This window comes from Rhizobium sp. 768_B6_N1_8, from assembly GCF_051811225.1.
Lineage (GTDB): Bacteria > Pseudomonadota > Alphaproteobacteria > Rhizobiales > Rhizobiaceae > Rhizobium.
In genome coordinates this window covers 930,011-950,160 of record NZ_JBPWPV010000002.1, presented here as the reverse complement: position 1 = coordinate 950,160, position 20,150 = coordinate 930,011, and the positions used below count along the sequence as shown (strand labels likewise).

Here is a 20,150-nt window from a genome sequence, read left to right as displayed (position 1 = left end):
AATGTCGTTGCCGTCATGGCGACATGGGACTATCGTCGACGACCGCATACTGCAGGTTGTGATCAATCGGATTCGGGGGACCGATGGCAAATGCAGGCGTTGACAGAGCTTGCGGCAGCGCATCTTCGCAGGAGGAGGTGCTCCAGCAACTTGAGCGCATTCTATCCAGCCCGGAGTTTCGACTTCCCGAGCGGGCGGGGCGATTCCTTGAATTTATTATAAACGAAACACTTGCGGGCCGGCGCGAGTATCTGAAGGCCTTTACCATAGCACAGGCTGTTTTCGGCAGGGATGCAAACTTCGATGCCCAGCAGGATCCCTGTGTCCGCATCGAGGCCGGCCGGCTGAGGCGGGAGCTGGAACACTATTATCTAACCGCCGGCAGCACTGACCGGATCATCATCACGGTTCCCCGCGGCGGCTATGTACCGGTCTTCGACGTCAGACAGGATATCGAGCACGCGGATACCTCAAGCTTCGGACGAGCCCCTCGGCCTATATCCGGACGAGATGACGCTGAGCAGGTCAATGTCATCAGGAACACGACCAGCCGAGACGGGGCGGGCAGGCATCTTTCGCGCCTCCGATATTGGCTTCTTGCGGGAGGCGTGGGGATCGTCCTTGTCTCGATGGCAGCGATGCTTCAGCATGCCAACTTGTTCGACACGGAAACCAAAGCGGTGAGGGGAGTAACCAGTCGCCCAACGATCGTTGTCGAGCATTTTGAAAGTGCCTCTGATGGCGGGCATGCATCCGATATTTCTCGAGGTATCACAGACGATATCATCGAAAAGCTCGTCCCTTTCAACGATATTATCGTGGTCGCCCCCCTGCCGCGCAATCGAGCGGGCCAGGCGTCGTCGCAGCCACTCTATGCTCTCCAGGGAAGCGTGCGGTTGGAAGGCAACACCTTGCGCTCAACGGCAAGGCTCGTGCGACGGGTGGATGGAGTTGTCATCTGGGCAAACAATTACGATGCCGACATGAAAGTGCTGGGTATCCTGCAAGCGCAAGCGAGCCTTGCAGAACACATCGCGACGGCAGTGGCGCGGCCGTTCGGCGTCATGTTCAAGGCGGACACCGCAAGCATTGCCGGAGGTCCGGACGCTTTTTCCTGCATCCTGTCCTACTATAGCTATCGCAGCGAGATGACCGTGAAGGCCCATGAGGTTGCGAAGTCCTGTCTGCAGCGGGCCGTCGAGAAGACGCCCGACGACTCCAATGTTGCTGCCTTCCTTTCGCTGGTTCATCTCGATGAGTTCCGCTTTCCGTATCAATTGAATACCAAGCCGACCGCCGCCACGCTCAATCTTGCAAAGGAGCTTGCCGAACGCGCCGTGCAGCTCGACCAGAAGAATGCGCGCGCCCTTCAAGCGCTAATGCTCGCCAACTTTTTCAGCAATGACATGGTCGCAGCCCTGCGCGCCGGCGAGGCCGCCTATGCCAGCAATCCGAATGACACGGAAGTGGCAGGTGAATACGGCTTGCGTCTGTCGATGTCGGGAGAATGGAGCAGAGGCTGTGAACTGATTTCCGAGGCCATCAGCAGGAACGCCGGGCCGCGCGGCTATTACGAGGTCGGGATGGCGCTCTGTGCCTTCATGCGGGGTGACACGCAAGCCGCGGAACTTTGGTCGCGCATGTCGGACTTGAACTACAACCCGATGCATCGCCTCGTCTTGCTCTCTATTCTCGGCACCCTTGGAAAGACGGCCGAAGCAAAGGAGCAACTCGATTGGATCCAGCTTCGGTCACCCGCACTGATCCCGAACGTCAGGCGAGAAGTCGCCAAGCGGCTGGCCCGGGCCGAGGACCAGGAGCGTTTCCTTGCCGGCTTGAAGGCCGCCGGACTGCCTGTTTCAGATGACAAAGCGTCCCTTAATTGAAGTGGGTATCGCGTATTGCTGTGACAGCAGCACTCAGGCAACCGTTCTCCAGTGAGCAATCTTGCGGCGTTCGTCCAATCCAATCTGAGAGTAGGTGCGCTTCATTGCGTCGTCCTCGCGATTGGTAACCCGTTGGCATCATTCGCAAGTCGCACTTCATTCTAGAATCCACCCGGGCCCGCATAATGTGGCAGCACATAATGTGGCGGGGAAGTTGGAATGTCCGTTTGTGCGCAAAGTTAAAATGTCACTTTGCGCTTCGGCACGGCACGGCGATCAGCTCCGATCTGAGCGGCTGATCCCGCTTGCAAGATCAGATCGGGGCGGGTGAGGCACACCCCTTCGGCTTTAGCTTTGAGACTATCCGATCGACCATTCACTCCGCAGCAGGTCGCGATAACGCCTTCGCGCGCCGCATAATCACCGCCGGATCGTTGATGAAATCCGTCTTTGGCCCAGGCTTGCGGCCACGCGGCGTATAGCCATTCTTGGCGCTGTTGGTCTTCACCTTCGGCTGCGGCTGATCCTGGCGTTCCTTGATATAGGCCAGCACATCGCCAAGCCGCTTGTTCTCGGTAATCGCCGCATGTGTCACTCGCTGATCCTTGTCGAACACCGTGTAGGGCAGGCAATACCCCTTCCAGCGCACATCCAGGCGTCCGTCAGCATAGGCATAGGTCTCGACATAGCGTCCGACCAGACCACGCGTCACCTCGGTCTCCTCCAGCATGATCCGCTTGCGCTCGAACGAAAACGTCAACTGCGATCCGACATAGCGCTGCTCTCGTTTGCACAGGATCTCCTTCAACCGATCCGGCGCAAGATTCATTGGACGATGCAGATCGTCGGGCCGGGCAGGGGCAATCGCAAAGCGTGCGTTGTAGTCTTCCATGAAGCCAGGCAACAACGCATTGCCTGGCTTCATGTTGCAGATCCCGGCCAGCCGCAACTCCTTGACCAGCCGATCTTGCAGCGTCCGGTTCATCCGCTCGACACGGCCCTTGGCCTGACTGGAATTTGCGCAAAGAATCTCGATGCTTAGCTCGCAAAGCGCACGCCCGAACTGGGTCATGCCCTGGCCACCCTTGGCATCCTTCTTCGCCACCCGGAACACCGAATGCTTGTCCGAATAGAAGGCAACCGGTGCGCCATGACGCTCGAGATAGAGCTCCAATGCCTCGAAGTAAGTGAAGGCGCTTTCCGATCGCACAAAGCGCAACTGCATCAATCGACCAGTCGCATCATCGACAAAGACCAGCAGCGAGCACGGGTCACCGCGATCCTCGAACCAGCGATGCTCGGACCCATCGATCTGCACCAGCTCGCCATAGGCCTCGCGTCGCAGCCGCGGCTGATGAAACGTTCGACGCTGTTTGCGCGACAGCCAAAGCCCGGCCTCCGACATCCAGCCACGCAATGTCTCGCGCGACACCCGCAGACCATCACGCTCGGTCAGCTTCTCGGCCGCCAGCGTCGGACCGAAGTCCGCGTAGCGTTCACGAACCAGCGTCACTGCGTAATCGCGAACACCATCGCTGATCCGGTTGTTCGACGGCCGGCCGATCGCCTTGTGCCGGATCGAAGCCGCGCCGCCGGTTCGTATCCGCTGCAGCAGCCGACGCACCTGGCGCTCGCTCAGGTCAAGAATATGTGCCGCAGACACCGTGGTCATCCGGCCGGCGATCACTTTCGATAAAATCTCGATCCGCTGCAGATCGCGCTCGCTCATCGCTATCAATCCCATCCGCAATCTCCCAGACGTCGCTTGGCCCCGGGGAGAGTGACATTCCAACTTTGCAGAAACAGGACATTCTAACTTTGCGGCTACACATAAGGATCGCATAATAGATATTATGGAACTAAAACCGTGCCCAAATCACGTCGGCAAACGTCAGACTCCCAACCTACTGCTGCGAGGAAGCATGTTGTTAGAGTGGTTGTTCACCATTCCCCGAGAAGTCAAAGCCGATCAGGGCGCTGTCGGATGATCTATTGAGCAATTTCGGATAATAGCAGAGGCATCGATAGCGGAATTGCCTCGGAGTAACATCGTGAAATCTCGATTGTCGTCAAAATTTGTACTTTCAGCATTTGCGTTGCTCGCCAGTTCGACGCTTGCTTCTGCTGGCGGTTGGCAGACCGACACGCAAGGCACATCCAATTGGCATGTGACGCCGCCGATCGGGCAGTGCAACGTCAGTCGGGCTAGGAACAGAGCAATACGCGCCGGCATTTACCGCAGCGAGATCGTCTATCGCGACGAGAACGTGCTGACCTTCAGAGGGCTGACCATTAACGGGGATCGCAAGGAGATCACCTTCGGAAACGAGTCAAGCTGCCCGGAACTGGAGTCGAGAGACATTCCATAGAGTGCCGGACAGACCATACAGTTAAAGCTGGGCAGTCATGCGGAAAGCGCCACAACTTCGGCGCTCAGCGCATACAAAGCCGCGCTGAGCACTCGAACCATCACTGCAAACCGTCCCACACCTAGGTGAACGCGTAAGGCTTGTAATCCGTATCGTAACCGAAGTAGCGCGGCCCCACCAAGGCGATCCCGGCCGGTGTCTGCCATTGCGGGTTACACGGGAAGGCGAGCGCCACGAGGCGCAATCCATACCGCAAGGAGTCTGCGGTCACGGGAGCCCCCGTCTCAGCCTCCAGCAGCGTGATGAGATCGGGCGTCGTGCAAATTATCTTGCCATCCCGCTCAGCCATCAGGAATTCGTTCTGGAAATCCAGCCTGAAGCCGTGGCCTTTCCAATCGTCGAGACCGTCGAAACGCGCACTGCCCCGGGCAAAGCCACCGATGGTGCGGCGATCGACATCCTTGACGCGGCCGTGGAAGATGATGCTCGCGCCGAGCAACCTGGTGATGGCAGCCACGGGATCGGCATGTGCTGTTCGGGTTTCCCGCAGTGTGCGGCCAAGGTTGACGCATAGCGACAGCGTCCCGCGCACAACCGCCTTCTTGGCCACCTCTCCGCTCATCGGATAGAAGGCGAGCAAGGCAGAACCGCCCATTTCGACAGTTGCGGCGCGCGCCAGACGTTCCGTCCAGCCGTTGCTCACTGTTTCCAGAACCAGTGAATTGCCCTTGTCGTCGCAAAGCACCATCGGCGTTGCCGAGACGCCGTGCAGCGTAAAGGTCTCCATCTGCAGCTCGGGATAGGCACGCCCCATGCCGTCACCATCGACGAGCGGCAGGCCGCTTGCTGCGGCGACAACGAAAGGCGTGGTCGAATTGATCCCACCTGCCTCGCCGCAAAGCACCGCGTCGATCTTTCGCCCCAGCACTTTCTCGAGCTGACGGAAGGCATTCATCAGTTCGTCGCCCTGGGGCAGCTTTTCGGTCATGACGGTCGGAGCGCCCATCATGCAGACGGGCACGACCAGCGCGTCGTCCGGCAGTTCGTCGACATCGACAAGCTTTACGGGGCCATGCTTGCGGATCGCTTCCTGCGCCATCAGCTTGCCGACATAGGGATCGCCGCCGCCACCCGTGCCGAGAATGGCGCCGCCGATCGCGATGTCTTCGAGATCCTCTGCATGGATCGTTCTCAACGTCTTCATCATTCCCCCTATCGCGCAGTCTGGCGCGTAACGAGCGGCTCGAATGTCAGCTCCGGAAAACCGAAGGCTTTCGGCCCGACGATTTCGAGTGCGCGCGGCGTTTTCATCAAATCGTGCACCGGCAGGCCGATGACGGCGACGCGCTGGCCATAGCGCAGCATCTCCGTGGTGATCGGCTCACCGGTGTCGATTTCGAGATTCATGATCAGGTCGGGCACCATGATGACCGGCTTCTCGTCGATCCAGAGCACGAGGTTCTCGTTCTGGATGGCGATGCGGGCTTCCGAACCCGTCCAGTCGCCGGTCCCAGTAATGATGGCATGGCCGCGCGCAAAGCCGCCCTTCAGTTCGCGGCGGATATCGACGATCTTGCCGGTGAAGAAGAGCTTGGCGCCGGCGCTTTCAATCACACGCTCGACGACATTCTGACGCTTGGCGCGGGCATCGAGCACCGTGCGGCCGATTTCCAGTGCCTGGCTGACCGTGCCGGGGATGGCGGTGCGGCGGACGAAGTCGCCACGCATCGGCGCGGTGGCGAAGCCGGCCCCTGCCCCCATGGCGACAGCCGTGTCGCGGGCGAAACGCTCGAGCCAGAACATGTCGATGACGTCCTTGAAAACGACGACATTGCCCTTCTCATCGGCGATAGCCGCCGGCGAGACCGGTGCGCCGTAGATCATGTAAGTCGTCATCTGCACCTCGGGGAAGGCGCGACCCATGCCATCACCATCGACGACCGGCAGTCCGGCCATCGCGGCGGCAATGATCGGTTCGATGGAATTGGCGCCGCCGATTTCGGCGGAAATCACTGCCGAAACCTTGACACCCGCGGTCTCCTCGACCGCGCGCATCGCGCGATAGCATTCGCCGCCTTCCTCGATCTTCTCGACACCGACAACGGGCGCGCCGATGCCGCCGACCTCAGCGACCCAGCTGTCCTCTGCAAGCGCCTCCAGCGGTATCACCCGCACCTGTGCGCCTTTGCGTATCAATTCGCGGGCGCGCAGCATGCCGATATAGGGGTTGCCGCCACCGCCGGTCCCGAGCAGCGCTGCACCGATCGACAGCGGCAACAGGTCCTCTTCCCTAAGCAGGTAACCTTCAGCGGGCATTGAGCTCTCCCACAGCCTTGACGCGGATGCGGGTAGCATTGCCCGGCAGATAAGCGAGCGGCACATCCTCGACATCAACGATCTCGATGGAGTCGCGTGCAGCGCCTGCCGCAACCGCTGCTTCGATGGCACGGCTCTTGGCATCTTCGAGTGATTTCTCGCGCCCCATTTCGGCGAGTGCATAGACCCGGTCGACTTCACCCGAGACCTGCGCGATCGCCGCGCCGACGGCGTTGGCGACGCCGAAATGCGATGGTTTGATCACTTCGAGTCCTGCAATCGGCCGATTGACGAGGATGGAGCCACCGCCGACGACAATGACAGGCAAGGGATCGGGAGACAGGCGGGAGCGCTCCACGCAATCCTCGAGCATGTCGTGGATCTTTTGCTGTACGCGCTGCAGCAGATCGGCCGGAAGATGGGAAGCCTTGGCAGGATCGCCGAGTGTCGCGTTGCCGGCAGCAACGGTGATATCGGTCGTCGTCAGCGTCTTTCCGCCGAAGATGAGCGCTTCCGTCTGAATACGGTAGCCGACCGACACGGGACCGACCTTGATGCCGTTCTCCGTTTCGACGACATGCGAACCGCCGCCAAGGCCGATCGAGAAGACGTCGGGCATGCGGAAATTGGTGCGCACGCCACCCACTTCGACGGCGACCGTGGCCTGCCGTGGGAAACCTTTATACAGAGAGCCGACATCCGATGTCGTGCCGCCGATATCGACGACGATTGCATCGCTGACACCCGAGAGGAAGGCCGCACCGCGCATGGAATTGGTGGGACCCGAGGCGAAGGTCAGGACTGGGAATTTCTCGGCGAAGGCGGCATCCATCAGCGTGCCGTCATTCTGCGTCAGGAAGAACTTGCCCTTGATGCCGGTCTCCGCGATCGCCTTGCGGAAGGCATCGATTACATGGGCCGAGAGATCGCGCAGGCAGGCGTTCATGATTGCCGCATTCTCGCGTTCGAGCAGGCCGATGCGGCCGATCTCGCTGGACAGCGTAATATGAGCGCCTGGAAGTGCCTTTTCGAAGATCTCGCCAGCGCGCTTTTCAAAGTCAGTGCTCACAGGCGAGAAGACGGACGTGATGGCGATCGTGTCGATGCCCTTCGCCTTGATGTCGGCGGCGATCTTCAGCAGTTCTTCCTCGTCGAGCGGTGAGATCACGCGGCCGTCGAATTCATTGCCGCCATGAGCGAGATAGGCATGATTGCCGATTGCCTGCTTCAGATCCTCCGGCCAGTCGACCATCGGGGGCAGCGAGGCGGTGGCCGGCAGGCCAAGCCGCACGGCAGCCGTCTGGGCGAGATCACGACGCTGAACGACAGCGTTGGTGAAATGTGTCGTGCCGATCATGACGAAGTCGACCGCGGATGCCTCCATCCCTGAGGCTGCGAGCACGTCACGCAGCGCGTTGACGACACCGCTCATGACATCTGCTGTTGTCGCTGACTTCACGCCGGCAATCACGTCCGGTCCATTCATGATGACGGCGTCCGTATTGGTGCCGCCGACGTCAATACCAATTCTGATCATCAGTCCTAACCTCGTTGGTGACTTGCTTGTTGATCGACTTCCCTGAGCGCCAGCAATTTCTCGGCTGTCGGGATCTCCCCGTCGATCAATGGAATTTTCGGGCGCATCGCCTCCTCCTCCTTCGAAATGACGGGAACGGAGGCGAGGAGAAGCCGGGTATAATCGTGGGATGGGTTTTCGAAGACGGAGGATACCGCCCCCGTTTCGACGATCTGGCCACGATAGAGCACACCGACATTGCCGGCGAAATTACGCATCAGGCTGAGATCGTGGGAAATGAAGAGATAGGTGAGGTCCATACGCCCCGCGAGATCGGTCAGAAGATCGATGACCCGCGCCTGCACCGACACGTCGAGCGCCGAGGTCGGTTCGTCGAGCACCAGCAGTTTCGGCTCGACGGCGAGTGCCCGCGCAATTGCCACGCGCTGTTTCTGGCCACCGGAAAGCTCATGCGGATAACGCTCGGCGAAATTCGCCGGCAGTTGCACCATCTCCAGGAGTTCGGAAATGCGCTGGCGCCTGTTGCCGGAAAAGCCGTGCGCATCGAGCGGCACGGCGACGGACTGGCCGACGGTACGACGCGGATTGAGCGAGGAGCCTGGATTCTGGAAGACCATCTGCACATGCCGCGAATGGTGACGTCTCGTTTTCGCAAGGCCTTCGCCGTCAATCAGGATTTCGCCGGCATCCGGTTTTTCGAGCCCCATGATCATGCGGGCGATGGTCGACTTGCCGGAGCCGCTTTCGCCGGCGAGGCCGTAGACCTTCCCCTTCTCGATCGAGAAGGAAACGTCGTCAACCGCCCTCACCTCGCCGATCTGGCGGCCGAAGGCATCGCGAACGGGAAAGGATTTCGCAAGATTGCGGATCTCAAGCATCGGCGTGCTCATGCGGTGACCTCCCCGCTAGAGCGCGTGCCACCCGTCAGCCGCGGAACGGCATCGATCAGGCTGCGGGTATAGGGATCGCGCGGATTGTCGAAGATACCGGCGGTCTCGCCGTGTTCGACAATGGCGCCCTTGTTCATGACATAGACATAGTTCGAGGTCTCGCGCACAACGCCGAGATTGTGGGTGATCATCAGCAGCGCCAGACCGCGCTCTTCAACAAGATCCTTCAGCAGCTTCAGGATTTGCGCCTGCGTGGTGACGTCCAGCGCGGTGCCCGGTTCATCGGCGATCAAAAGCTGCGGTTCACTCAAGAGCGCCATGGCGATCAGCACGCGCTGGCGCATGCCGCCTGACAGCATGATCGGGAAGGCCTGCGTAACGCGCTCGGGATCGCGCATGCGAACCTGTTCGAGCACCTGATGGACACGCACCATGCGCTCCCTGCGCGAGCGCGAGCGGCCGAGACGCTTATCCGCATATTTCAGGATCGTGCCCATCTGGTCGCCAACGGTGAAGACCGGATTGAGCGAACTCATCGGGTCCTGGAACACCATGGACATGGCGGTACCGCGCAGCCGCAGCCGGTCCTTCTCGGGCATGGTGAGCAGATCGGCGCCATCATAATAGATCTCGCCGGATGTGATGCGGGCGGGTGGCTGGCGTAGCAGGCCCATGATCGCCTTCATCGTCACCGTCTTGCCGGAGCCGCTTTCACCGACAAGGGCAACCTGCGATCGGGCCGGGACGTCGAGGCTGACGCCGTGCAGCACGCGGCTGGTGCGGCCATAGGTGGAGAACTCGACCGAGAGATTGCTGACACGCAGGAGAGGGAAACTCATCGGACCTCCTGGACGTCGAAGAGGTCTCGCAGGCCATCACCCAGGAGGTTGAAGCCCAGCGCGACGAAAAGAATGGCGGAGCCAGGCAGAACCGATTCCCACCAGTAATCCGGCAGGAAGGCGGCGCCTTGGGCAACCATCGTGCCGAGATCCGGCGTCGGCGGCTGGATGCCAAGGCCCAGGAAGGAGAGCGAGGCGCCGACGAGGATGACGAAGCCGCAATCGAGCGAGGTCTTCACGGCGATTGCCGAGACGCAGTTCGGCAGGATCTCGCGGAAGAGGATATGGAACTTGCTCGCACCGAGTGTCTCCGCCGCCTCGATGAATTCCTGGGCGCGGATCTGCTTGGTGATCGAATAGATCAGTCGTGTGTGCCATGTCCACCAGAGCGCCGATATGGCAAGCAGCGAATTGATGAGGTTTGGCGACAGCACCGCGGCGACGGCGAGCGCCATGACGAGCGGCGGGATGGCGAGCGCGATATCCGTCACGCGCATGATCAGCACCTCGACCCAGCCTCCAAAATAGCCGGCGAGAATGCCGAGGATGGTGCCGATCGGAACGGCCGTGCCGAGCACGACCAGCGCCAGAAGCAAGGAGATACGCATGCCGAAGATCACGCGACTGAAGATATCGCGGCCGACATTGTCCGTGCCGAACCAGAAGTCGACTGATGGCGGCAGATGGCGGGCGCGAAAATTGACGGCAGCACCGACATGTTCGGGATGCGGCGTGATCCATGGCGCGAGGATCGCGGCGAGCACGCAGATGATGACGATCGCTGCACCGATGACGGCGGTCGGATTGCGCGAGAAGCGATACCAGTTCTGATAGGCATTCGAGAGGCGTTCGACCTCGATAACAGGCGTATCGGACATCAGCGCCTCCCCCGGATACGAATGCGCGGATCGACAATGCCGACCAGCACATCGATGACGAGATTGACGATGACGAAGAAGACGCCGGAGACGATCACCACGCCCATGACTGCGTTCAGGTCCTTCTGCATGATGGTGCGCACGCCATAGGCGGCCATGCCGGGCCAAGCGAAGACGAGTTCGACGACGAAGGCGTTGCCGATCAGCGATGCGAATTCGAGGCCGGAAATGGTGAGAGGCGGAACGAAACTCGGCCGCAACATATATTTGAAGACCCGCACGCGCTCGGGAATGCCAAAGGCACGACTCGCCTCGATATAATCCTGGCTGGAGACGTCGATCATCGAGGAGCGCGTGATGCGGGCGATCTGACCCATGGTCGCCGCGGAGAGCGCGAGCGAGGGAAGAAGGAGATAACGCAGGCCCTCGCCGAAAACGTCCAGCCGCCCATGCAGCAGGGAATCGAGCGTGACGAGACCGGTAATATCGGCACTGAAGATCATGCCTGGCGGAAGGCGCCCGGTCGTCGGCAGGATATGCAGCACATAGCCGGCAAGGATCTGCAATACGAGCGCGAGGAAGAAGCTCGGCGTCACGGCGGAAAAGATCGCAATCAGCCGCACCAGATTATCTGGCCATTTGTCCTTCCAGCGCGCGGCAGCGACACCCAAAGGAACACCGAACAGGAAGGCGATGGTGATCGTGGCGAGCACCAGTTCAAAGGTCGCTGCAAAGGTCTCGCGGATATCGTTGCTGACCGGGCGCTTGGTCAGAAGCGACAGGCCTAGATCGCCGCCGACGAGCCCGGATACATAGATCCCGTATTGCTGGATCAGCGGCTTGTCGAAGCCGAGTGTCTGGCGAAATTGCTCGACCTGCTCATTGCTGGCACGCGGCCCGAGCGCCAATCTCACCGGATCCCCCGGCATGCCGCGAGCGATCGTGAAGATCACCACCGACAGTCCGAAAAGAACAAGCAGCGACCACAAGGCGCGCCTGACCAGGAAGAGGAGGAATTCCAATGTTCCAGCCCTGTTTCAATTCATGATGGAGGATGTGGACGGCCCTTTCGGGCCATCCTTTCCGGGCAGTTCGTCATGAGGGTGACACTGCCCGAAACGCGCTCAGCCGTTACTTGCAGGTCCAGCGATAACGGGTGAACTTGTAGTCAAAGGACTGCATCGGCACGGCATGGAAGCCTTCCAGGCACTTGTCCATGGCATGCTGTACCGTCTGCGTTTCCAGGAAGACATCCGGCTGCAGATCGACGATCTTGTGCTGCAATTCCTTGTAGATCTCGGCCTGCTTGGCCTTGTCGGGCGTTTCGCGAGCCTGATCGATCAGGGCATCGATCGCCGGATCCTGCACCCATTCGGCTGAAGCCCAGGTGCCGGCCGCTTTCGAATGATATTGCGTGAAGAACATGGAATCCGGCGAAGGATAGGTCGGGCCGAAAAAGATCTGGTTGACGTTTGGCGTCGTTTCGACCTTGCCGGCAATTTCCGTCACTCGGTTCCAGGGATCGGCCTGCTGTGTCACCTTGAAGCCGAGCTGTTCGAGGTTCGACTGCATCAGCAGGCTGAGCTCTTCCTCGAACTTGGTGCCGGCAACATAGCCAAGCGTGATCGGAATCTCGCCGCCGGCATATTTCGACTGGGCAATTTCCGCCTTGGCAGCCTCGAGATCGTATTTCGGTGCCGGCAGGTCGCTCGCATAATAATCGGCAAAACCTGAAGGCAGGGGACCGTTCAGCTGACCGCCAGGCACGATGACGCTGCGGATCGTGTCGTAGTCGGTTGCATAGGCAAGTGCACGGCGAATATGGATATCGTCGGTCGGCGGTACCTTGGTATTGAGCTTCAGGTAGAAGCCGATCGTCGTATCTTCGCTGACGATGTTGAAGCGGCCCATCTCCTGCAGCGCCTTGTAGGTATCGGGCGCCTGGTATTGGCTGCTCATCGTGAGTTCGCCAGAGGCTGCAAGCGAGCGTACGGTCGCCTCGTCATTGGTGATGATCCAACGCACTTCGTCGATCGGGCCGTCATTGAAGCCCTTGTAGTATTTGGGATCGCGTTCGATCGTCATTGACGCGCCACGGTCCCAGTTCTTCAGGGTGTAGGGACCCGCACCGGCAGTCTTCGTCGAAAGATAGGTCTGGCCGTCATCACTGCCGGCATTGGCCTTGACCACATCGGCATTGACGATGAAGACGGCCGGGACCGTGCTGAGGAACGGCGCGAAGGCTTTCGAGAGGGTGAATTTAACGGTGTGCGGATCGACGGCCACGACCGAACCCGGCTTCAGCACGTCTGCGAAAAGGTTGGCCGGCCCGAGATTGATCTTCAAAAGCCGTTCGAAGGAATAGACGACGTCTGCGGCCTCGACGGGCGAACCATCGCTGAAATGCGCGTCGGAACGCAGTTTGAAGGTCACTTCCTTGGCATCCGGCGAGACCGTCCAGCTCTCGGCAAGCTCAGGCTGCAGGTTGCCGCTGGAATCGACGGTCACCAGACCGTCGTAGAGGTTCACGGCAGCCATATAGTCGGTGTAGTCAGAGATCTTGGCGGGATCAATCGTACCGAAGATCTGAACGGTATTCATGGTCACTGTTGTTTTGGCCGCGGCCGAGCCCGCAAAGCCGGCGGCAAGCACGGCCATAGCGGTAGAAGCAATCAGCTGTAATCTGCTCATGATATCTCCCGGTTCAAAAGTTCCCTGCGACCATTTTGATCGCTTTTGTTGGACCGCCTTGTACCCAGCGCTAAACGGTACGGTCTGCTCGGGAGGGACATCCAGCACTTGGGTTGCCGGTTTGCAGCGTTCCCATCGCTGACCCATCCGATTGTCCGCCAGAGGAGGTCTGAGAAGAAGATTGCATATGCAAAGCAACCTGCTCAACAGATGACGGGTCTAGGTTTTTGTTTAAATGGTCTAGGTTTTGTGTCCGCGGAGACGCCGATCTCGCCCGGATTCTGAATCAGCTGACAAAACCGAGCGCCCTTGCCGCGCTGATCGCCTCCTGCCGGTTGCGGCAGCCGAGTTTGCGATAGACATTGCCGAGATGGAATTTTACCGTCGCCTCGCTGAGGCCGAGGGTGCTGGCAATGAACTTGTTGGCAGCGCCTTCCGAAATCATCAGCAGGATCTTGCTCTCGCGCCGCGACAGGTCATTGCGCCCGCCCGCAGAGCGGCTCGACAACCTTCCACTGTCGCGCAGCTTGCGGATGATCTGCCTGATAGGCAGCGACGTCGCCAGGAAGCCACCGATGCGCTGGTTGTCGATCAACTCCTCCAGGAAAACACGCTCTTCCGAAAGCGGGGCGATTGCGCCAAGCCGGGCGCAATCCTCAAAGATCTTCTGCAGGATGGCACGGGCACGCGTCAGGTTGCGCTGGCGCTTGGCAATATAGGCGAGCCAAATCTGCCCACTCAGACGCTGGCGGTCAGTCAGATGCAGATTGCCAATAATGCCCTCGATCAGATCGTCAAGTCCAGGGCGTGCAGGCTGCTCGTACGTTATCTGGCGCAGCCATGCGAGCGCGAGCGCGATCTCGTCGCGATCATGCAGATGGACAAGCTCTCCGTCATTGCTCACCACCCGGTTCCGGTCGACGCGCGACGTGATTGCTGCAAGGCATTGCGACGCCTCCTGCCAGCGATTTGCATTCTGCAGGATGGCCGCTTCGCGGATTTCGATCATCGCCTGGAACTGGCGGTTGGACACCTGATAAACTCGCCAACGGTCGAGAAAGCTGCGCGCCGCGATCGTCGAGAAATGGTCTCCAAGTGCCTGGCTGCCGTAGTGCAACGCAAATTCCAGCAGGCTTGGCCAGATCTCGCTATGGGAGAAATCGTCGATCTCGAGGCTGAGAAACCGCGCAAGCGGTTCAGCCCGTCCGGTCTCGTATTCGACGCAGGCCTCAAGGAGCAATTGAAGACGCTGATCATTTCGGCTTTCGAATGGAAGCTCGCGAAGACTTTCCGCAGCCCGGAGCGAATGTTTGCGGGCCGCCAGCGCATCACCCATCAAGAGACGGATCAGCGCCTGATGGAGGCTGACATAAAAGCAGAGCATCGGGGCATTGGCGCGCTCGTAATGGTGCATTGCACGTTGCGCCACTTCCTCTGCCTCCGCAAAACGCCGGTTTCGGATGTAGAATTCGAGCACGGAATTGTAGAAGCTGCCGCGAAAAAGATGGTCGTCGAGCGGGAATTCGGCAACGAGCGCGAAGCAGGTTTCCAGGAGCTTTTCGGAGAAGAAATAGTCTTCATAGATGAGCATCAGCAGCCGGAATGCCCTGAATTCCCGAGAAAACACGGCATTCTGGGCAAAGACTGCCTCCGGATCGTTGGCCAGATCGCCGAAACGGTCGGCAAGCAGTCGACGCGCACGCGACACATCCCCGAGTTTCAATGCCTGCAGTGCGAGTGCAAGCACCAGGACTTCGCTTTGCAGCGCGTAGCTTCGCGGAAAACCGGCGAGAATTCGATCATAGGCTTCCGGTCCATGGAAATAGAGGAGGAAGATGCCTTTCGCCTCGGTGAAGACCTTGAGCGCGTTGTCGTATAGGCCAATGCGCTGGAATATCTCGATCGCTCGTATCGGATGGCCATGGCCTGCAAAACTGTCCGCAATCGCCTTGGCGTCTGCCAGCACCTTGATCCGCTCCGCTATCACGGCATCGAGCGCACGATCGATCTCGCTGGCGATCGCCTTTACGCGCAGGCCGTTCTCCGCGACGAGGGGAAGGAAATGGGATTGTTCGCGAAAATCCCCTTTGCCCGTATCCAGAACGATGCGGAGATCGACAAGGACTTCGGGTGGCGCGGATTGAAGAAGCTCGCTTTCGAGGAATGCGCTCAAGCGTTCAGCGCTCAATGTCGGATTGAATGCAATCAGGGGCCACCCGCCTGATGCGTGCATGATTTCAGCCACGCCCTCGGCAAAAATCTCTGTCGCTTCGTGCTGGTCGATCAGCAGAAAAGCTTGGTCCACGACATAGGCCTGACCATAGGCGATAGCCCGCGAGAGGCCTGGCAGCAGCGTATCGGGGCGCTTTGCGATAAAAATCCGCGCCCGAGCCGACAGAAAGGCTTCAGGTAAGGCGGCCGGCTTGCCATGGGGTGGGATATCCCAGATGCAGACCTGATCAGGTCGCCATGCGGGTGCCGTTTCATCGGCGTGAATCTCGGCGCCGAAATGAGCGGCAATCTCATTCAGAGCCGACGTCTTGCCCATGCCGGCGGGCGCGTCGAGAACGACGATCGGCTCGCGGCGCGCCAGAAGAGCATCGAAGACTCGAGGTCTGTGGACCAAATGCTGCACTCAATTCTCTGGGGTGAACATGCGTTCATCAACCCGCTTCACGCATGTCATAGCAGCAGTGAGGTACCGAATGAACTACCTCTTTCTCAGGAGTATTTTGACGATCTACGTGCTGGTCACTTTGCTGCAGAAACCGACCACGTCCTAACTTAGCCGGTATTTTGGGGCCGCACAAATCTTGTGCGTTTTATCTACGCCATTTCACGAATTGCCCATCAAATAGGCATCAGTATGCACTTTCACAGCGCTGAATAATGCGCGACACACGCCAATCTTTGAAAATCAAACACATACGCGATCTGGCATAGCGCTTGCTTCGAGACAAGTAGAGTTGGTGGCTAGGGTTCCGGCGTTTTCAAAAAAGCGCGACTGGTCCGAGAGCTACTACCGGTGGGGGAGAAATCCTGTCGGGTGCACGGCGGGACAAAAGCCCGGGAGACCTCGTAAGCCAAGGGATTGGCGGCACGATGGTCATTGCCGATCCCTTTTGAAGAAAAGCAAAAGGGGAATTTCAATGCAGACTTTTTCGAAGATCCTTTCCGTAACCGCCCTTTCCGCTTCGCTGGCACTGGCTTTCAGTTCCATCGCCGAGGCCGAGCAGAAGACCGAATTCAAGGTAGCCTGGTCCATCTATGTCGGCTGGATGCCCTGGGGTTATGCGGCTGACCACGGCATCGTCAAGAAATGGGCCGACAAATACGACATCAAGATCGATGTCACCCAGTTCAACGACTACGTGGAGTCGATGAACCAGTATACGGCCGGCGCCTTCGATGCCGTGACGCTGACCAACATGGACGGCCTGTCGATCCCGGCCGCCGGCGGCGTCGATACGACCGCCGTCATCGTCGGCGACTTCTCGAATGGCAATGACGCCGTCATCCTGAAGGACAAGGCGAGCCTTGCCGATATCAAGGGCCAGAACGTCAATCTCGTCGAATTCTCCGTCTCGCACTATCTGCTCGCCCGAGCGCTCGAAAGCATCAAGCTGACGGAGCGCGACGTAAAGGTAGTCAACACGTCTGATGCCGACATGGTCGCTGCCTACAAGACCGCCGATGTCACCGCCGTTGTCACCTGGAACCCGCTGGTCTCGACCATCCTCGAAGATCCCACAGCCAAGAAGGTTTTTGACAGCTCGCAGGTGCCAGGCGAAATCATCGACCTGATGGTCGCCAATAGCGGCGTGCTCAAGGACAATCCGAATTTCGGCAAGGCGCTCGCCGGCATCTGGTACGAGACGGCTGCCCTGCTGCGAGCCGATACTGCCGAAGGCAAGGCGGCCCGCGAGGCCATGGGCTCCGCTTCGGGCACCGATCTCGCCGGCTTCGAAGCTCAGCTGGCCGCCACCAAGCTCTTCGACAAGCCGGCCGATGCCGTTGCCTTCACCGCCTCGCCCGGCCTGCCGAAGACCATGGATCTGGTGCGCACCTTCCTTTTCGAGAAGGGGTTGCTCGGCAATGGCGCGCCGTCCGCTGACGTCATCGGCATTGAAATGCCCAATGGCAAGGTACTGGGCGACACGGGCAATGTGAAGCTGCGCTTCACCGAGACCTACATGAAGGCAGCCGCCGACGGTTCGCTCTGATCGCAATGGCGGCGCGGCTTACCCGCGCCGCCTTCCCTTCACCAGCGGAGCATTTCCCATGCGTTGGATCAACACGAGGCCGAGCCGGGGCGCGCAATTTGCCTTGATGCTGCTACCCTTCGTGCTGCTCGTTGTCGCCTATGCCTTTGGCTCGGCCGCACGACTGGCGGAAAATGCCAATGACAAGCTTCTGCCAAGCATTGCCGGCTTTGCCGATGCGATCAACCGTCTGGCCTTCGTCGCCGACCAGCGTACCGGCGAATTTCTGCTCTGGTCGGACACGGGCGCGAGCCTGATCCGCCTGCTCTCCGGCCTCGGCATCTCGACGGCAATTGCGCTCGCAATTGGCATGTTGATCGGCATGCTGCCCTATCTGAGGGCGTTGCTTTCCCCCTTTGTCGCCGTGATCTCCATGGTTCCGCCGTTGGCGCTTCTGCCAATCCTCTTCATCGTTATGGGTCTCGGAGAGACTTCGAAGATCGCCCTCATCGTCATTGGCGTCGCTCCGACGATGATCCGCGACCTGGCACTGAAGGCGCTGGAACTGCCTCGCGAACAGATCGTCAAGGCCGAGACGCTTGGCGGCTCCTCCTGGCAGATCGGCCTGCGCGTCGTGCTGCCGCAGATCCTGCCGCGGCTGATCACCTGCCTCAGGCTGCAACTCGGCCCAGCGTGGCTGTTCCTGATTGCGGCCGAGGCGATCTCCTCGGATTCCGGCCTCGGCTACCGCATCTTCCTCGTCCGCCGCTATCTCTCGATGGATATTATCTTTCCCTATGTCGTCTGGATCACCCTGCTCGCCGTGGTGATGAACACTTTGCTCGACCGTCTGCGCATTGCCGTCTTCCCCTGGTCGGAACTGGAGAAGCAGGCATGAGCGAACTCAGGATCGAAAGGGTCTGGAAGGAATATGGCGACCAGATCGTGCTCGAGGACGTATCGCTGACCGTTGCCTCGCGGGCCTTCGTCGCCCTTGTCGGGCCTTCCGGCTGCGGCAAGAGCACCTTCCTGCGCATGCTGCTTGGCCAGGAACGGCCGACGAAGGGTAAGATCCTGCTCGACGGCGTGCCGCTGCCACCGGAGCCGGGACCGGATCGCGGTGTCGTCTTCCAGCGCTATTCCGTCTTTCCGCATCTGACGGTGCTCGGCAACGTGTTGCTCGGCAAGGAGTTGTCCGCCGCGCGCTACAAGGCCAAGCTCTTTGGCGCGGCACGTCGCAACGCTATCGCGGAAGCGCGCCAGTTGATCGCGGAGGTCGGGCTTGCCGGTTCGGAGGGGAAATATCCGGCCCAGCTTTCCGGCGGCATGCAGCAGCGCCTTGCGCTCGCCCAGGCACTCATCATGAAGCCGAAGGTACTGTTGCTCGACGAGCCCTTCGGCGCGCTCGATCCCGGCATCCGCGCCGAAATTCACACGCTGATGAAGCGGCTCTGGCACGAAACGCAGATGACCGTCGTCATGGTTACCCATGACATGCGCGAGGCCTTCACACTCGCCAGCCGCGTCGTCGCCTTCGAACGCCGTCGCGACCGGCCGGAAGAGAAGGAGCGTTACGGCGCCACCATTACAAAGGACATTTCCATCTGGCCGCCGCGCCTTGCCGGCCAGTCAACGATCTTCAGCCCCGACCGGGACGGCCCGGTCGCTTCCCCGGGGCACAGCCGGGACGACCTGGCACCGTCAGGAGAGATGCAATGATGCATGTAAGACGCTCCCCCGAGGAGATCGCCGCCAATCGTGCGCGCTACGAGGAGCATCAGAAGAAGGGCCTGGAATTCGCCCCCAAGGCCCTGCCCGGCCCAAGCCCGCTGCCGGCGCCGGCCATCGATGCGAACACCGTCATCCACCAGGAGACCATCCCCGGTGGTTGGTACTGGTCGACGAAGCTTTTGCGTGGCGAGGCGATCCGCGTCGATCAGGCCGAAGGCAATTCCACCGTGGCGCTCGTCGCCTGGAATGCCGATGATACGAGCGAGCGGATCAATCTCGTCGATACCGCCAAGGTCCAGTGGACGACGGCGCTCGGCAAGGGGCGCGTGATCTTCTCCGACATGGGCCGCGTCATGTTCTCGATGATCGAGGACAGTTCCGGCGCCCACGACTGCCTGATGGGTGGCTCGACGGCCGCCTCGAACGCAGCGAAATATGCCGGCCAGAAGACCCGAAACACCCGCGACAACCTCGTCCTCGCTGCGGTCAAGCTCGGCCTCGACCGTCGCGATATTCCAGGCATCCTCAATCTCTTCGCGCCAGTGCGCCTTGCCGAGGCCGGTGGCTTTGGCTGGCAGGGCAAACGCTCCAACAGCGGCGATTACGTCGAGTTGCGTTCCGAAATGGACATGCTGGTCGGCTTATCCAATTGCCCGCATCCCCTCGATCCGGATCCGACCTACCAACCGAAGCCTGTTGTCATCACCCGCTACAAGGTGGCGGCTCCGGCTGCGGATGATCTTTGCCGCACGGCTACGGCCGAAGCCGTACGCGGCTTCGAAAACAACGCCCTGATGCAGGCTTGAGGAGA

The 20,150-nt window shown here is 60.0% G+C and carries 16 protein-coding genes and 1 riboswitch; of the genes, 6 read left to right on the top strand and 10 right to left on the bottom strand.

What is annotated here, in order from left to right:
- The first annotated feature begins 83 nt into the window (after positions 1–83).
- Positions 84–1,886, top strand: coding sequence for a hypothetical protein (locus AB8B33_RS28725; RefSeq protein ID WP_439017975.1), 1,803 nt, complete (start codon positions 84–86; stop codon positions 1,884–1,886).
- 376 nt (positions 1,887–2,262) lie between these two features.
- Here AB8B33_RS28725 and AB8B33_RS28720 read toward each other — a convergent pair whose 3' ends face one another.
- On the bottom strand, positions 2,263–3,630 hold the full coding sequence (locus tag AB8B33_RS28720) for an ISNCY family transposase (RefSeq protein ID WP_439017974.1): 1,368 nt from the start codon (positions 3,628–3,630) through the stop codon (positions 2,263–2,265).
- A gap of 307 nt (positions 3,631–3,937) precedes the next feature.
- Between AB8B33_RS28720 and AB8B33_RS28715 the strand changes: the two genes are divergently transcribed.
- Positions 3,938–4,255, top strand: coding sequence for a hypothetical protein (locus tag AB8B33_RS28715; protein ID WP_439017973.1), 318 nt, complete (start codon positions 3,938–3,940; stop codon positions 4,253–4,255).
- Between the two features lie 121 nt (positions 4,256–4,376).
- Here the strand turns inward: AB8B33_RS28715 and AB8B33_RS28710 are convergent, their stop codons facing one another.
- From AB8B33_RS28710 to AB8B33_RS28670, 9 genes are all read right to left on the bottom strand, one after another.
- Complete coding sequence (locus AB8B33_RS28710) at positions 4,377–5,459, bottom strand: DUF917 domain-containing protein (RefSeq protein WP_113320168.1); 1,083 nt, start codon at positions 5,457–5,459, stop codon at positions 4,377–4,379.
- Between the two features lie 8 nt (positions 5,460–5,467).
- Positions 5,468–6,571: a DUF917 domain-containing protein gene (locus AB8B33_RS28705; protein WP_439017972.1), complete on the bottom strand. Its 1,104-nt coding sequence runs from the start codon at positions 6,569–6,571 to the stop codon at positions 5,468–5,470.
- Positions 6,561–8,108 carry a hydantoinase/oxoprolinase family protein gene (locus AB8B33_RS28700; RefSeq protein ID WP_113319984.1) on the bottom strand — a complete coding sequence of 516 codons (1,548 nt, stop codon included), beginning with the start codon at positions 8,106–8,108 and terminating at the stop codon, positions 6,561–6,563. Before AB8B33_RS28700 ends, AB8B33_RS28705 begins: the two co-directional genes overlap by 11 nt.
- Before the next feature lie 5 nt (positions 8,109–8,113).
- Positions 8,114–8,998, bottom strand: a complete 885-nt coding sequence (locus AB8B33_RS28695) for an oligopeptide/dipeptide ABC transporter ATP-binding protein (protein ID WP_439017971.1) — start codon at positions 8,996–8,998, stop codon at positions 8,114–8,116.
- Positions 8,995–9,837 (bottom strand): ABC transporter ATP-binding protein, encoded by an 843-nt coding sequence (locus tag AB8B33_RS28690; protein WP_439017970.1) that lies wholly within the window; start codon positions 9,835–9,837, stop codon positions 8,995–8,997. Before AB8B33_RS28690 ends, AB8B33_RS28695 begins: the two co-directional genes overlap by 4 nt.
- Positions 9,834–10,715: an ABC transporter permease gene (locus AB8B33_RS28685; protein ID WP_439017969.1), complete on the bottom strand. Its 882-nt coding sequence runs from the start codon at positions 10,713–10,715 to the stop codon at positions 9,834–9,836. The genes AB8B33_RS28690 and AB8B33_RS28685 overlap by 4 nt, the downstream gene beginning before the upstream one ends.
- Positions 10,715–11,737: an ABC transporter permease gene (locus AB8B33_RS28680; RefSeq protein ID WP_439017968.1), complete on the bottom strand. Its 1,023-nt coding sequence runs from the start codon at positions 11,735–11,737 to the stop codon at positions 10,715–10,717. Before AB8B33_RS28680 ends, AB8B33_RS28685 begins: the two co-directional genes overlap by 1 nt.
- 109 nt (positions 11,738–11,846) lie before the next feature.
- Positions 11,847–13,406 (bottom strand): ABC transporter substrate-binding protein, encoded by a 1,560-nt coding sequence (locus AB8B33_RS28675; protein ID WP_439017967.1) that lies wholly within the window; start codon positions 13,404–13,406, stop codon positions 11,847–11,849.
- A 286-nt stretch (positions 13,407–13,692) separates the two neighbouring features.
- On the bottom strand, positions 13,693–16,041 hold the full coding sequence (locus tag AB8B33_RS28670; protein ID WP_439017966.1) for a response regulator transcription factor: 2,349 nt from the start codon (positions 16,039–16,041) through the stop codon (positions 13,693–13,695).
- A 327-nt stretch (positions 16,042–16,368) separates the two neighbouring features.
- A riboswitch (guanidine-I (ykkC/yxkD leader) is annotated at positions 16,369–16,481 on the top strand.
- A gap of 74 nt (positions 16,482–16,555) precedes the next feature.
- Between AB8B33_RS28670 and AB8B33_RS28665 the strand changes: the two genes are divergently transcribed.
- The 4 genes from AB8B33_RS28665 to AB8B33_RS28650 are packed head-to-tail and all read left to right on the top strand — an operon-like array spanning position 16,556 to position 20,145.
- Complete coding sequence (locus tag AB8B33_RS28665) at positions 16,556–17,629, top strand: putative urea ABC transporter substrate-binding protein (protein WP_439017965.1); 1,074 nt, start codon at positions 16,556–16,558, stop codon at positions 17,627–17,629.
- Between the two features lie 58 nt (positions 17,630–17,687).
- Positions 17,688–18,506, top strand: coding sequence for an ABC transporter permease (locus AB8B33_RS28660; RefSeq protein ID WP_439017964.1), 819 nt, complete (start codon positions 17,688–17,690; stop codon positions 18,504–18,506).
- Positions 18,503–19,327 (top strand): ABC transporter ATP-binding protein, encoded by an 825-nt coding sequence (locus AB8B33_RS28655; protein ID WP_113319992.1) that lies wholly within the window; start codon positions 18,503–18,505, stop codon positions 19,325–19,327. Before AB8B33_RS28660 ends, AB8B33_RS28655 begins: the two co-directional genes overlap by 4 nt.
- The gene (locus AB8B33_RS28650; RefSeq protein WP_113319993.1) at positions 19,324–20,145 is read left to right on the top strand and encodes an urea amidolyase associated protein UAAP1; all 822 of its coding nucleotides are present in this window, start codon (positions 19,324–19,326) and stop codon (positions 20,143–20,145) included. Before AB8B33_RS28655 ends, AB8B33_RS28650 begins: the two co-directional genes overlap by 4 nt.
- Positions 20,146–20,150 lie beyond the last annotated feature (5 nt).

Excerpts from the sequence above, each read along its gene's own strand:
- AB8B33_RS28725 (WP_439017975.1), top strand. The coding sequence starts at position 84 with ATGGCAAATGCAGGCGTTGACAGAGCTTGCGGCAGCGCATCTTCGCAG.
- AB8B33_RS28720 (WP_439017974.1), bottom strand. The coding sequence starts at position 3,630 with ATGGGATTGATAGCGATGAGCGAGCGCGATCTGCAGCGGATCGAGATT.
- AB8B33_RS28710 (WP_113320168.1), bottom strand. The coding sequence starts at position 5,459 with ATGAAGACGTTGAGAACGATCCATGCAGAGGATCTCGAAGACATCGCG.
- AB8B33_RS28705 (WP_439017972.1), bottom strand. The coding sequence starts at position 6,571 with ATGCCCGCTGAAGGTTACCTGCTTAGGGAAGAGGACCTGTTGCCGCTG.
- AB8B33_RS28700 (WP_113319984.1), bottom strand. The coding sequence starts at position 8,108 with ATGATCAGAATTGGTATTGACGTCGGCGGCACCAATACGGACGCCGTC.
- AB8B33_RS28695 (WP_439017971.1), bottom strand. The coding sequence starts at position 8,998 with ATGAGCACGCCGATGCTTGAGATCCGCAATCTTGCGAAATCCTTTCCC.
- AB8B33_RS28690 (WP_439017970.1), bottom strand. The coding sequence starts at position 9,837 with ATGAGTTTCCCTCTCCTGCGTGTCAGCAATCTCTCGGTCGAGTTCTCC.
- AB8B33_RS28685 (WP_439017969.1), bottom strand. The coding sequence starts at position 10,715 with ATGTCCGATACGCCTGTTATCGAGGTCGAACGCCTCTCGAATGCCTAT.
- AB8B33_RS28675 (WP_439017967.1), bottom strand. The coding sequence starts at position 13,406 with ATGAGCAGATTACAGCTGATTGCTTCTACCGCTATGGCCGTGCTTGCC.
- AB8B33_RS28665 (WP_439017965.1), top strand. The coding sequence starts at position 16,556 with ATGCAGACTTTTTCGAAGATCCTTTCCGTAACCGCCCTTTCCGCTTCG.
- AB8B33_RS28660 (WP_439017964.1), top strand. The coding sequence starts at position 17,688 with ATGCGTTGGATCAACACGAGGCCGAGCCGGGGCGCGCAATTTGCCTTG.
- AB8B33_RS28655 (WP_113319992.1), top strand. The coding sequence starts at position 18,503 with ATGAGCGAACTCAGGATCGAAAGGGTCTGGAAGGAATATGGCGACCAG.
- AB8B33_RS28650 (WP_113319993.1), top strand. The coding sequence starts at position 19,324 with ATGATGCATGTAAGACGCTCCCCCGAGGAGATCGCCGCCAATCGTGCG.